The sequence below is a fragment of the Roseateles sp. NT4 genome (assembly GCF_051857475.1).
In the GTDB taxonomy this organism is placed as follows: domain Bacteria; phylum Pseudomonadota; class Gammaproteobacteria; order Burkholderiales; family Burkholderiaceae_C; genus Pelomonas.
The window spans coordinates 1,834,760-1,846,994 of record NZ_JBPZGZ010000001.1 but is presented as its reverse complement, the minus strand read 5'-3'; the positions used below and the strand labels follow the sequence as shown (position 1 = coordinate 1,846,994).

The 12,235-nt window shown below is 65.3% G+C and carries 9 protein-coding genes and 5 tRNA genes; 12 read left to right on the top strand and 2 right to left on the bottom strand.

Translation table 11 applies throughout. The annotated features are described in order from the left end of the window. Positions 1 to 54: 54 nt before the first annotated feature. The 8 genes from clpP to ACS5PN_RS08645 all read left to right on the top strand — a co-directional run bounded on the left by clpP (position 55) and on the right by ACS5PN_RS08645 (position 5,268). The gene (gene clpP / locus ACS5PN_RS08680) at positions 55 to 663 is read left to right on the top strand and encodes an ATP-dependent Clp endopeptidase proteolytic subunit ClpP (RefSeq protein ID WP_439463519.1); all 609 of its coding nucleotides are present in this window, start codon (positions 55 to 57) and stop codon (positions 661 to 663) included. 133 nt (positions 664 to 796) lie between these two features. Next, entirely contained in the window at positions 797 to 2,065 is a 1,269-nt protein-coding gene (clpX, locus tag ACS5PN_RS08675; protein WP_439463518.1) for an ATP-dependent Clp protease ATP-binding subunit ClpX, read from the top strand. Positions 2,066 to 2,136: 71 nt separating this feature from the next. Beyond that, positions 2,137 to 4,551, top strand: a complete 2,415-nt coding sequence (gene lon, locus ACS5PN_RS08670; protein WP_439463517.1) for an endopeptidase La — start codon at positions 2,137 to 2,139, stop codon at positions 4,549 to 4,551. 122 nt (positions 4,552 to 4,673) lie between these two features. Then, positions 4,674 to 4,749 (top strand) — tRNA-Gly (locus tag ACS5PN_RS08665). A 74-nt stretch (positions 4,750 to 4,823) separates the two neighbouring features. After that, a tRNA-Cys gene (locus tag ACS5PN_RS08660) sits at positions 4,824 to 4,897 on the top strand. Positions 4,898 to 4,910: 13 nt separating this feature from the next. Next, positions 4,911 to 4,986, top strand: a tRNA-Gly gene (locus ACS5PN_RS08655). A gap of 48 nt (positions 4,987 to 5,034) precedes the next feature. After that, positions 5,035 to 5,110: transfer RNA gene (locus ACS5PN_RS08650), tRNA-Gly, on the top strand. Positions 5,111 to 5,179: 69 nt separating this feature from the next. After that, positions 5,180 to 5,268 (top strand) — tRNA-Leu (locus ACS5PN_RS08645). Between the two features lie 13 nt (positions 5,269 to 5,281). Here ACS5PN_RS08645 and murI read toward each other — a convergent pair. After that, positions 5,282 to 6,115: a glutamate racemase gene (murI, locus tag ACS5PN_RS08640; protein WP_439463516.1), complete on the bottom strand. Its 834-nt coding sequence runs from the start codon at positions 6,113 to 6,115 to the stop codon at positions 5,282 to 5,284. A gap of 174 nt (positions 6,116 to 6,289) precedes the next feature. Here murI and ACS5PN_RS08635 point away from each other — a divergent pair, with 174 nt between their 5' ends. The 4 genes from ACS5PN_RS08635 to ACS5PN_RS08620 all read left to right on the top strand — a co-directional run bounded on the left by ACS5PN_RS08635 (position 6,290) and on the right by ACS5PN_RS08620 (position 10,943). Beyond that, positions 6,290 to 7,045, top strand: a complete 756-nt coding sequence (locus ACS5PN_RS08635) for an electron transfer flavoprotein subunit beta/FixA family protein (RefSeq protein WP_439463515.1) — start codon at positions 6,290 to 6,292, stop codon at positions 7,043 to 7,045. Between the two features lie 78 nt (positions 7,046 to 7,123). Next, positions 7,124 to 8,056 (top strand): electron transfer flavoprotein subunit alpha/FixB family protein, encoded by a 933-nt coding sequence (locus ACS5PN_RS08630; RefSeq protein WP_439463514.1) that lies wholly within the window; start codon positions 7,124 to 7,126, stop codon positions 8,054 to 8,056. Between the two features lie 78 nt (positions 8,057 to 8,134). Then, positions 8,135 to 9,922, top strand: coding sequence for an acyl-CoA dehydrogenase (locus ACS5PN_RS08625; RefSeq protein ID WP_439463513.1), 1,788 nt, complete (start codon positions 8,135 to 8,137; stop codon positions 9,920 to 9,922). Positions 9,923 to 9,992: 70 nt separating this feature from the next. Next, positions 9,993 to 10,943, top strand: coding sequence for an NAD(P)H-dependent flavin oxidoreductase (locus ACS5PN_RS08620; protein WP_439463512.1), 951 nt, complete (start codon positions 9,993 to 9,995; stop codon positions 10,941 to 10,943). A 46-nt stretch (positions 10,944 to 10,989) separates the two neighbouring features. On the opposite strand, the gene ACS5PN_RS08615 is transcribed toward ACS5PN_RS08620, so the two are convergent. Beyond that, positions 10,990 to 12,180, bottom strand: coding sequence for an MFS transporter (locus tag ACS5PN_RS08615; RefSeq protein ID WP_439463511.1), 1,191 nt, complete (start codon positions 12,178 to 12,180; stop codon positions 10,990 to 10,992). Between the last annotated feature and the right edge of the window lie 55 nt (positions 12,181 to 12,235).

Genomic DNA, 12,235 nt, shown 5'->3' with positions numbered 1-12,235 from the left:
CCTCATAATCCGCCCCCATAACGGCTGCAGCTGAATCTGTTTTCAAGGATCTGAATGAGCGCTCTCGACATCAACAACCTGGGGCTGGTCCCCATGGTCATCGAACAGTCCGGCCGAGGCGAGCGTGCCTACGACATCTACTCGCGCCTGCTGCGCGAGCGGGTCATCTTCCTGGTCGGCCCGGTCAATGACGCCGTCGCCAACCTGGTGGTCGCCCAGCTCCTGTTCCTGGAGAGCGAGAACCCGGACAAGGAAATCAACCTCTACATCAACAGCCCCGGCGGCAGCGTGTCGGCCGGCATGTCCATCTACGACACCATGCAGTTCATCAAGCCCGAGGTCTCGACCCTGTGCATGGGCATGGCGGCGAGCATGGGCGCCTTCCTGCTGGCGGCGGGCGCCAAGGGCAAGCGCTACTCCCTGCCCAATTCCAAGGTGATGATTCACCAGCCTCTGGGCGGCGCGCAGGGCCAAGCCACGGATATCGAAATCCATGCGCGTGAAATCCTGAAGACTCGCGATACCCTGAATCGCATCCTGGCCGAGCGCACCGGCCAACCTCTGGAGAAAATCCAGGCCGACACCGAGCGCGACTATTTCATGTCCGCTGCCGAAGCCCAGGGCTACGGCCTGATCGACCAGGTGCTGGAACACCGCCCCTGAGTTGTGAGGGGCCGTAACCGGCCCCGGATTCGCAGCGAAATCGGGGCCCTTATCCCTACAAGGGCCCCGAGATCGTTTGGACTATCATCATTTCAGGCACCCGCCTGACCACTGGCATCCCCGAGCAGACCCCATGGCCGACAAAAAAGGCACCTCCAGCGAAAAAGTTCTGTACTGCTCGTTCTGTGGCAAGAGCCAGCATGAAGTCAAAAAGCTGATCGCCGGTCCGTCGGTCTTCATCTGCGACGAATGCATCGAGCTGTGCAACGACATCGTCCGTGACGAGATCCCGGCGCCGGCCCCTGCCGCGCGTGCCGGCAAGTCCGACCTGCCCGTGCCCAGCGAGATCAAGTCCAGCCTTGACCAGTACGTCATCGGTCAGGACGTTGCCAAGCGCACGCTGGCCGTGGCGGTCTACAACCACTACAAGCGCCTGCGCCACATGAGCACGACCAAGGATTCGGTCGAGCTCTCCAAGAGCAACATCCTGCTGATCGGCCCCACGGGCTCCGGCAAGACGCTGCTGGCGCAGACGCTGGCGCGGCTGCTGAACGTGCCCTTCGTGATCGCCGACGCGACGACGCTGACCGAAGCGGGCTATGTCGGTGAGGACGTCGAGAACATCATCCAGAAGCTGCTGCAGAACTGCAATTACGACGTCGAGCGCGCGCAGCGCGGCATCGTCTACATCGACGAGATCGACAAGATCTCGCGCAAGGCCGACAACCCCTCCATCACCCGCGACGTGTCGGGCGAGGGCGTGCAGCAGGCCCTGCTCAAGCTGGTCGAAGGCACGATGGCCTCGGTGCCCCCGCAGGGCGGCCGCAAGCATCCCAACCAGGACTTCCTGCAGATCGACACGACCAACATCCTGTTCATCTGCGGTGGCGCCTTCGACGGCCTGGAGAAGGTCATCCAGAACCGCAGCGAGAAGTCGGGCATCGGCTTCGGCGCGACGGTGAAGAGCAAGAGCGAACGTCGCGTCTCCGAGGTTTTCCGCGAATGCGAGCCCGAGGACATCATCAAGTTCGGCCTCATCCCCGAACTGGTCGGCCGCCTGCCCGTCGTCGCGACGCTGGGCGAACTGACCGAAGACGCCCTGGTGCAGATCCTGACCGAGCCCAAGAACGCCCTGGTCAAGCAATACCAGCAGCTGTTCGAGATGGACGGCGTCGAGCTGGAAATCCGCAAGCCGGCCCTGGCCGCCATCGCCCGCAAGGCGCTGGCGCGCAAGACCGGTGCGCGCGGCCTGCGCTCCATCATGGAGCAGTCCCTGATCGACACCATGTTCGACCTGCCGGCGCTGGAAGGCGTCGAGAAGGTCGTGCTGGACGAGCACAACATCGAGGACGCATCGGCACGTCCCTTGCTGGTTTACCGCGAACAAAAGGCCAGCGCGTAAACCGCCACTGAGCCCTCCAACTTGCAATCGCCCCCTCAGGCCGCACATCGGCCTGAGAAAGAGAGGTCTTCATGTCCGGACATCCCATCCTCCCCGCCGACCCGATCACGCTGCCGCTGCTGCCGCTGCGTGACGTCGTCGTCTTCCCGCACATGGTCATCCCGCTGTTCGTCGGGCGCCCCAAGTCCATCAAGGCGCTTGAGGCCGCGATGGAAGCCGGTCGCCAGATCATGCTGGTCGCCCAGAAGGCCGCCGGCAAGGACGAGCCCAAGCCCGAAGACATGTTCGAGGTCGGCTGCGTCTCCAGCATCCTGCAGATGCTGAAGCTGCCCGACGGCACCGTGAAGGTGCTGGTCGAGGGCCTGCAGCGCGCCACCACCAGCTCCATCACCGAGCCGGGCGAGCACTTCGTTGCCGAAGTCACGCCCATCCCGCCCGAGACCGAGCACGCCCCTGAAGTCGAAGCCCTGCGCCGCGCCGTGACGCAGCAGTTCGACCAGTACGTCAAGCTCAACAAGAAGATCCCGCCCGAGATCCTCACGTCCATCGGCGGCATCGACGATCCGGGCCGCCTGGCCGACACCATCGCCGCCCACCTGCCGCTCAAGCTCGACGCCAAGCAGGCCGTGCTGGACCTGGCCGAAGTGGCCAAGCGCCTGGAGAAGCTGCTCGACCTGCTCGAGCATGAGGTCGACATCCTGCAGGTCGAAAAGCGCATCCGTGGCCGCGTCAAGCGCCAGATGGAGAAGAGCCAGCGCGAGTACTACCTGAACGAGCAGGTCAAGGCCATCCAGAAGGAACTGGGCGACGGCGAAGAAGGCGCCGACATGGAGGAGCTCGAGAAGAAGATCCTCGCGGCCCGCATGCCCAAGGAAGCGCGCAAGAAGGCCGACGCTGAGCTGAAGAAGCTCAAGCTGATGTCGCCCATGTCTGCCGAAGCGACGGTGGTGCGCAACTACATCGACACCCTGGTCAACCTGCCCTGGAGCAAGAAGACCAAGATCAAGCACGACCTCAAGAATGCCGAGGACGTGCTGAACGAAGACCACTACGGCCTCGAGAAGGTCAAGGACCGCATCCTTGAATATCTCGCGGTGCAGCAACGCGTCGACAAGGTCAAGGCGCCCATCCTGTGCCTGGTCGGCCCCCCGGGCGTCGGCAAGACCTCGCTCGGCCAGAGCGTGGCGCGAGCCACCGGCCGCAAGTTCATCCGCATGGCCCTGGGCGGCGTGCGCGATGAAGCCGAGATCCGTGGCCACCGCCGCACCTACATCGGCTCCATGCCGGGCAAGGTGCTGCAGTCGCTGACCAAGGTCGGTACGCGCAATCCGCTGTTCCTGCTCGACGAGATCGACAAGCTGGGCATGGACTTCCGTGGCGACCCGTCTTCGGCGCTGCTCGAGGTGCTGGACCCCGAGCAGAACCACACCTTCGGTGACCACTACATCGAGGTCGACTTCGACCTGTCCGATGTGATGTTCGTGGCCACGTCCAACTCGATGAACATCCCGCCGGCCCTGCTGGACCGGATGGAAGTGATTCGCCTGTCGGGCTATACCGAGGACGAGAAGGTCAACATCGCCCAGACCTATCTGCTGCCCAAGCAACGCAAGAACAACGGCGTGCTGGACGAGGAACTGGACGTCACCGAATCGGCTGTGCGCGGCGTCATCCGCTACTACACCCGTGAAGCCGGCGTGCGTTCGCTTGAGCGCGAGATGTCCAAGATCTGCCGCAAGGTGGTCAAGGGCATCCAGCTCAAGACCTACGACAGCAAGGTCGTCGTCACGGAGGACAACCTCCACGACTTCCTGGGCGTGCGCAAGTACGACTTCGGTCGTGCCGAGAAGAAGAACCAGGTCGGCCAGGTCGTCGGCCTCGCGTGGACGGAAGTGGGCGGCGATCTGCTGACCATCGAAGCCACTGCGATGCCCGGCAAGGGCAACATCATCCGCACGGGTTCGCTGGGCGACGTGATGAAGGAGTCCGTCGAGGCGGCTCGTACCGTGGTGCGCTCACGAGCCCGCCGCCTGGGCATCAAGGACGAGGTCTTCGAGAAGCGCGACGTGCACGTCCACGTGCCCGATGGCGCGACGCCCAAGGACGGCCCGAGCGCGGGTGCGGCCATGACCACTGCCTTCGTGTCTGCACTGACCGGCATCCCGGTGCGCGCGGACGTCGCGATGACGGGCGAGATCACGCTGCGCGGTGAAGTGACCGCCATCGGTGGCCTGAAGGAAAAGCTGCTCGCCGCTCACCGCGGCGGCATCAAGACCGTGATGATTCCGGAAGAGAACGTCAAGGACCTGCAGGACATTCCGGAGAACGTGAAGAACCAGCTCGAGATCGTGCCCGTGCGCTGGATCGAGCGTGTGCTGGAAGTGGCTCTCGAAGCCGTGCCGACGCCGCTGCCCGACGAGGAAGTCCCTGTTGCTGCGGCCAAGCCGGAAGACGGCGCGGCCAAGAGCACGGTGGTGCCTCACTGAAGAAGTGCAGCTGGCTTGTCATCCGACTGAAAATTGGATTACAATGCCAGCTTCGCTAGATCGCAGAGAGTAATCAACGTGATTCGGCGAAATTGCAGAGCGCAAGCAATTGCGCCGGCAATGCGGGTGTAGCTCAGTTGGTAGAGCGCAACCTTGCCAAGGTTGAGGTCACGAGTTCGAGCCTCGTTACCCGCTCCAGTTTTTGAAAGGGAAGCCCCGGCTTCCCTTTTTCGTCAAAGCCGCACCAACGGTTTTGGCTTGGGTTTTACAGCGGCGCGATAGCAAAGCGGTTATGCCCCGGATTGCAAATCCGGTTAGTCCGGTTCGACTCCGGATCGCGCCTCCAAAAAAGACACCATGCGGGTGTAGCTCAGTTGGTAGAGCGCAACCTTGCCAAGGTTGAGGTCACGAGTTCGAGCCTCGTTACCCGCTCCAGTAAAAATCGGTCGCACCGATGTTTGATCGCAAGGTCAGGCGAAATGCGCGGGTGTAGCTCAGTTGGTAGAGCGCAACCTTGCCAAGGTTGAGGTCACGAGTTCGAGCCTCGTTACCCGCTCCAAATTCACGGGAGATTCGAGCAATCGAGTCTCCCGTTTTCTTTTGCGCGGCCCGGATAATCCAGCCCGCCGCGCGGGTGGCGAAATCGGTAAACGCAGCGGACTTAAAATCCGCCGTCTCGAAAGGGACGTACGGGTTCAAGTCCCGTCCCGCGCACCAATCCTCTCAACGGTCAGCAACTGCTGGCCGTTTTGCTTTGCGGCTGCCAGGCCTGTACGGCGGTGTCCTGCCAGCCCAGCACGCGGCCTATCCAGCGCTGCAGGGCAACAGGATCGCCGCTGGTCTCGATGTCCAGTGCGGGGATGTCACCTTCGGTGGGTGTCCACAGGCTGAGCGCCCGACGCGCGACGGCGGTCTCGATGCGCAGCAACTCGACCTCAGGACCCAGCGCAGCCTGCCACAGCGGTTCGATGAAGGGATAGTGGGTGCAGCCCAGCAAGGCTGTGTCCACGCCGGCGGCGCGCAGGGGCTCGCAATAGCGGTCGACGAGGGCCTGCAACTCGGCGCTGCCCAGGTCGCCGGCCTCGATGCGGTCGACGACGCCGGCGCAGCCCTGCACAACGACCTGCACAACGACCTGCCGGTCGCCGATATGCCTTTCGATCAGCGCGCGCAGCCGGGCGCTGGCGGCGGTGGAAGGCGTGGCCAACAGGCCGATGCGGCCATTGCGCGTCGCCGCGACCGCGGGCTTGATGCCCGGCTCGGTACCGACGAAGGGCAGGGCGGGCCAGCGCTCGCGCAAGGCCTCGATGGCATGGGCCGTGGCCGTGTTGCAGGCGACGACGATGAGTTCGGCACCCCGTTCGATCAGGTGCTCGCTGATGGCGATGCTGCGCGCCCGGATCTCATCGGGGCTGCGATTGCCATAGGGGGCATAGGCCGTGTCGGCGAGGTAGCGCAGACGCGCGGAGGGCAGTAGCGTGCGCAGTTCGCGCAGCACGGTGAAGCCACCGACACCGGAGTCGAAGACGCCGATCTCTCGGCTCGGGGAGGAATCAATCTGCATGGGCAAAAGCAGTCTAGCTTCACGAATTCGAGAGGCCTCTCCAGAAAAGCTTCGTCCGCGGCCAAGTTGGGTCTGGCTAGAATCGAACGATCGTGCTTTTTTAGGCCCGGCTCCCGCGAGGAGCGCCCCTTAGAATCTGATTAACGTTTACGTCAATTCGAGCTGGAGTTTTCGATGAAGGTCTTGGTCCCTGTCAAACGCGTCGTCGACTACAACGTCAAGGTGCGCGTGAAGAGCGACGGCACGGGCGTTGATATCGCCAATGTGAAGATGTCGATGAACCCCTTCGACGAGATCGCCGTCGAAGAGGCTGTGCGCCTGAAGGAGAAGGGCGCCGTCACCGAGGTGATCGCCGTGTCCTGCGGCGTCACCCAGTGCCAGGAAACCCTGCGCACCGCCATGGCCATCGGCGCCGACCGCGCCATCCTGGTCGAAACCCCCGCCGACCTCGAGCTGCAGCCCCTGGCCGTCGCCAAGCTGCTGAAGGCCCTGGTCGACAAGGAAGGCCCTTCGCTGGTCATCCTGGGCAAGCAGGCCATCGATGACGATTGCAACCAGACCGGCCAGATGCTGGCCGCGCTGACGGGCATGCCGCAGGGCACTTTTGCCTCCAAGGTGGAAGTGGCCGGCGACAAGGTCTCCGTCACGCGTGAAGTGGACGGCGGCCTCGAGACCGTGTCCCTGAGCCTGCCGGCCGTGGTGACGACCGACCTGCGCCTGAACGAGCCGCGCTACGTGACGCTGCCCAACATCATGAAGGCCAAGAAGAAGCAGCTCGACATCGTCAAGCCGGCCGACCTGGGTGTGGACGTCGCTCCGCGCATCAAGACGCTGAAGGTCAGCGAGCCGCCCAAGCGCGGGGCTGGCGTCAAGGTGCCCGATGTCGCCACCCTCGTCACCAAGCTCAAGACCGAAGCCAAGGTCATCTAAGCCATCTGAGAACTTTGCGGGACAGACCGCAGCGGCGCAGCCGCCAGCTCTGTCCTCAACTGACTAGGAAATATTGAGATGACTGCACTCGTCATTGCCGAACACGACCACGGCACCCTGAAGGCCGCCACCCTGAACACCGTCACCGCCGCTGCTGCCCTGGGCGGCGATGTGCATGTGCTGGTGGCCGGCCACAATGCTGGTGCTGCCGCTGCGGCCGCCGCGCAGATTGCCGGCGTCGCCAAGGTCCTGCACGCCGACTCCGCCGCCCTGGCCGAAGGCCTGGCCGAGAACGTCGCCGCGCAGGTCATCGCGCTGGCCTCGGGCTACAGCCACATCCTGTTCCCGGCCACCGCCGCGGGCAAGAACGTCGCTCCGCGCGTCGCCGCGTTGCTGGACGTGGGCCAGATCAGCGACATCACCAAGGTCGTCAGCGCCGACACCTTCGAGCGCCCGATCTACGCCGGCAACGCCATCGCCACCGTGCAGAGCGCCGATGCCACCAAGGTCATCACCGTGCGCACGACCGGTTTCGACCCGGCAGCGTCCACCGGTGGCTCCGCCGCTGTCGAGTCCGCTGCCGCCGCTGCCGATTCGGGCAAGAGCAGCTTTGTGGGCCGTGAAGTCACCAAGAGCGACCGCCCCGAGCTGACCGCCGCCAAGATCATCGTGTCCGGCGGCCGTGCCCTGGGTTCGAACGACAAGTTCATGGAAGTGCTGACGCCGCTGGCCGACAAGCTGGGTGCCGCCCTGGGCGCCTCGCGCGCCGCCGTGGACGCGGGCTACGCCCCCAACGACTGGCAGGTCGGCCAGACCGGCAAGATCGTCGCGCCCCAGCTGTATGTGGCCTGCGGCATCTCCGGCGCCATCCAGCATCTGGCCGGCATGAAGGACTCCAAGGTCATCGTCGCCATCAACAAGGATCCGGAAGCCCCGATCTTCTCGGTGGCCGACTACGGCCTGGAAGCCGACCTGTTCACGGCCGTGCCGGAACTCGTCAACGCGCTGTAAACCCAAGCGCCAACCGCACCTCGGGCGCCCCGACTTCGTCTGTCGCGGCGCCCTTTTTGTCTCCGCCTGGAGGAACAAATGAGTTACCAAGCCCCCGTCAAGGACATGCTCTTCAACATCCAGCACCTCGCTGGCCTGGAGACGTTGACCCAACAGATCCCCGCCTTCGCCGATTTCGGCCTGGACACCGCCGCTGCGGTGCTGGACGAATGCGCCAAGCTGACCCAGGACGTCATCGCGCCGCTGAACTTCGAGGGTGACAAGAACCCCTCCAGCTGGAAGGACGGCGTCGTCACCACCACGCCGGGCTTCAAGCAGGCCTTCCGCGCCTATGCCGAGGGCGGCTGGCAGGGCCTGGTGCACCCGCCCGAGTTCGGTGGCCAGGGCGCGCCCAAGACCATCGCCGCGGCCTGCAACGAGATGCTGCAGTCGGCCAACATGAGCTTCGCGTTGTGCCCGCTGCTGACCGACGGTGCCGTCGAGGCGCTGCTGACCGCGGGCAGTGACGAGCAACGCGCCACCTACATCCCCAAGCTGCTGGACGGCTCGTGGACGGGCACGATGAACCTGACCGAGCCGCAGGCCGGCTCGGACCTGGCCCTGGTGCGCACGCGCGCCGAGCCTCAGGGTGACGGCACCTACAAGATCTTCGGCACCAAGATTTTCATCACCTATGGTGAGCACGACATGGCCGAGAACATCGTGCACCTCGTGCTGGCCCGCGTGGCCGGCGCGCCGGAGGGCGTGAAGGGCATCAGCCTGTTCCTGGTGCCGAAGTTCATGGTCAACGCCGATGGCAGCCTGGGCGCCCGCAACGACGCCCACTGCGTGTCCATCGAGCACAAGATGGGCATCAAGGCCAGCCCGACGGCGGTGCTGCAGTTCGGCGACCACGGCGGCGCCATCGGCACGCTGATCGGCCAGGAGAACCGCGGCCTGGAGTACATGTTCATCATGATGAACGCGGCCCGCTACGGCGTGGGCCTGCAGGGCATCGCCATCGCCGACCGCGCCTATCAAAAGGCCGTGGCCTACGCCAAGGACCGCGTGCAGTCGCGCCCGGTGGACGGCTCGGTGGCCGGCAGCGCCGCCATCATTCATCACCCGGATGTGCGCCGCATGCTGATGACGATGCGCTCACTGACCGAAGGCTGCCGCGCGATGGCCAGTACCGCCGCCGCCGCCTTCGACGCCGCCCATCACCACCCCGACGCCGAAGCGCGCAAGCAGAACCAGGCCTTCTACGACTTCATGGTGCCGCTGGTGAAGGGCTACAGCACCGAGATGAGCCTGGAAGTCACCTCGCTGGGCGTGCAGGTGCATGGCGGCATGGGCTTCATCGAGGAGACCGGCGCGGCCCAGTACTACCGCGACGCCAAGATCCTGACCATCTACGAAGGCACGACAGCCATCCAGGCCAATGACCTCGTTGGCCGCAAGACCTCGCGCGACGGCGGCCAGCTGGCACGAGGCATCGCGGGCCAGATCGAAGTGACGGAGGCGGCTCTTGCCAAGCGCGACAGCGTCGCCGCCCGCGCGGTGCTCAAGGCCCTGCGCGCTTCGCGCGAGGACTTCCTCGCCGTGGTCGACTTCATCGCCGGCTCGGCCAAGGCCAACCCCAACGCCGCGTACGCCGGTTCGGTCCCCTATCTGATGCTGGCGGGCAATCTCGTCGCCGGCTGGCAACTCGCGCGTGCCCTGATGGCTGCCGAAGACGCCTTGGCGACTGACAAGGAATTCATGGCCGCCAAGATCACGACGGCGCGCTTCTATGCCGAGCACATCCTGCCGCGCACGGCCTCGCTGCGTGCCGCCATCGTGGACGGCGCGGACAGCGTCACCGAACTGTCGCTCGAAGCATTCTGATGACCTTGCGGGTTGGACCATGCGCGCACTGCGCGCGTGCTCCGACCTCAACAGACTAGGAGAGACTGACTTGGCTTTGCCCGCAATCCTGAAGAACCTGCCACTGCCGGCCATCGGCTCGCCGCTGTTCATCATCAGCAACCCCAAGCTCGTCATCGAGCAGTGCAAGGCCGGCGTCGTCGGCTCCATGCCGGCGCTGAACGCCCGGCCCGCCGAGCTGCTCGACGAGTGGCTGGCCGAGATCACCGAGACCCTGGCCGCCTACAACCGCGCCAACCCGGACAAGCCGGCCGCACCTTTCGCCATCAACCAGATCGTGCACAAGAGCAATGAGCGGCTCGAGCACGACATGCAGGTCTGCGCCAAGTACAAGGTGCCCATCGTCATCACGAGCCTGGGTGCGCGCGAGGACGTCAACGCGGCCGTGCACGCCTGGGGTGGCATCGTGCTGCACGACATCATCAACAACAAATTCGCCAGGAAGGCCATCGAGAAGGGCGCCGACGGCCTCATCGCGGTTGCAGCGGGTGCGGGCGGCCACGCGGGTGTGAAGAGCCCGTTTGCGCTTATCCACGAGATCCGCGAATGGTTTGACGGCCCGGTGGCTCTGTCGGGCTCCATGGGCACGGGTGATGCCATCCTGGCCGCCCAGGCCATGGGCGCCGACCTGGCCTATATCGGCTCGGCCTTCATCGCGACCGAAGAAGCGCGCGCCAGCGACGAGTACAAGCAGATGATCGTCGCCAGCAACAGCGACGACATCGTCTACAGCAACCTCTTCACCGGCGTGCATGGCAACTACCTGCGCGGCTCCGTGGTGGCTGCTGGCCTGGACCCCGAGAACCTGCCGGAGAGCGATCCCAGCAAGATGAACTTCGGCGGCGGCGCGGCCAAGGCCTGGAAGGACATCTGGGGCAGCGGCCAGGGCATCGGCGCGGTCAAGGAAGTCGTGCCGGCGGCGCAGCTGATCGGCCGCCTCAAGCGCGAATACGCGGCAGCGCGTGCGCGTCTGGCTCTTTGAGCTGACGCAACGCACAGGGCGGCGCCCTCGGGCGGCCGTTTGCTTTTCAGCGCACCGGGTAGACGGCCGAAAAGCGCATGGCCAGCATCGTCAGCAGCTGTGCTGCGGCACAGGCGCTGAGCAGGCCGCCCAGCCTTTGGTCCGCGGCGAGCTGGCCGGACAGCAGCAGGGTCAGCGGCATGACCAGCTTGAAGATCGAGCCCGTCAGTCCTGAGATGCGGCCGATGAAGGGGCCGGGTGTGCTTTCCTGCCGGAAGCCCCAGACACACACGTTGCCGGTCACGATGGCAAAGCTGTTGAGGGTGAGTGCGCCGACCAGGGCGGGCAGGGCACTGGCCCAGGCCAGCATCAGCATGCTGACCGCCTCCAGCGCGAGGCCGAGCACCATCAGCCGCCCCAGGCCGAAGCGGACGCGCAAGCGGCTGCAGCACAGGCCGCCGGCAATCCCGCCCAGACCCGCCATCGCGTAGAGCAGGCCGAGCGTCGCGGGCGGCAGCCCCAGTTCATCGCGGGCGCGGAAAAGGAACAGCACTTCCACGACGCCGGTGCTGCCGTTGATCAGCACCACCAGCCAGGTCAGATGCCACAGCGGCCGGTTGCTGCGCAATACGCGCACGCCCGCGCGCCAGTCCTGCCAGAAGCCCGCAGCGACGAAAGGCCGCTCGGGCAGGTCCAGCCCCCGCAACAGGGCCGCGGCCAGCAGCAGGGCGGCCATGGGCACCCACAGCCCCAGCGACAGCTGCCAGCCCACCAAGGCGCCGGCAATGGCCGGGCCGATGACGGCCGCCACCTGGGACAGCACGGTCAGCTGGCCAGTGGCCGGCAGCAGCAGGGTCTCGGGCAGCATCTCCTTCACCAGCCCCATGCGGCAGATGCCATAGAGGTAGTTCAGCGCCATCAGCACGAAGGTGCAGGGCAGCATGAGGGGCAGCATCTGCGCACCCTGCGGCAGCAGCAGGGCCTGCAGGCCCATCAACGCCACCATGCCCGTCATCGCGCGGCGCGCCCAGCGGCCGCGGTCGATGCGATCCACCCAGACGCCGATGAACATGGCCAGCAGCAGATTGGGCAGCAGCTCGACGGCGCGCACGCTGGTCATGACCGCGGCGGAGCGGGTCAGCTCGTAGAAGATCAGCGGCAGGGCCAGCTGGTAGATCTGCGTGCCGAGCACGAAGCTGGCCGAGGAGAGGTAGAGGCGGCGAAAGCCGAGGTGTTGCCAGAGCGAAGACGCGGTCATTGCGAGGAGCCAAGCCGGGAAGCGGCGCGAGTGTCCACGCAAGGCGGAAAACATA

Excerpts from the sequence above, each read along its gene's own strand:
- clpP (WP_439463519.1), top strand. The coding sequence starts at position 55 with ATGAGCGCTCTCGACATCAACAACCTGGGGCTGGTCCCCATGGTCATC.
- clpX (WP_439463518.1), top strand. The coding sequence starts at position 797 with ATGGCCGACAAAAAAGGCACCTCCAGCGAAAAAGTTCTGTACTGCTCG.
- lon (WP_439463517.1), top strand. The coding sequence starts at position 2,137 with ATGTCCGGACATCCCATCCTCCCCGCCGACCCGATCACGCTGCCGCTG.
- murI (WP_439463516.1), bottom strand. The coding sequence starts at position 6,115 with ATGCAGATTGATTCCTCCCCGAGCCGAGAGATCGGCGTCTTCGACTCC.
- ACS5PN_RS08635 (WP_439463515.1), top strand. The coding sequence starts at position 6,290 with ATGAAGGTCTTGGTCCCTGTCAAACGCGTCGTCGACTACAACGTCAAG.
- ACS5PN_RS08630 (WP_439463514.1), top strand. The coding sequence starts at position 7,124 with ATGACTGCACTCGTCATTGCCGAACACGACCACGGCACCCTGAAGGCC.
- ACS5PN_RS08625 (WP_439463513.1), top strand. The coding sequence starts at position 8,135 with ATGAGTTACCAAGCCCCCGTCAAGGACATGCTCTTCAACATCCAGCAC.
- ACS5PN_RS08615 (WP_439463511.1), bottom strand. The coding sequence starts at position 12,180 with ATGACCGCGTCTTCGCTCTGGCAACACCTCGGCTTTCGCCGCCTCTAC.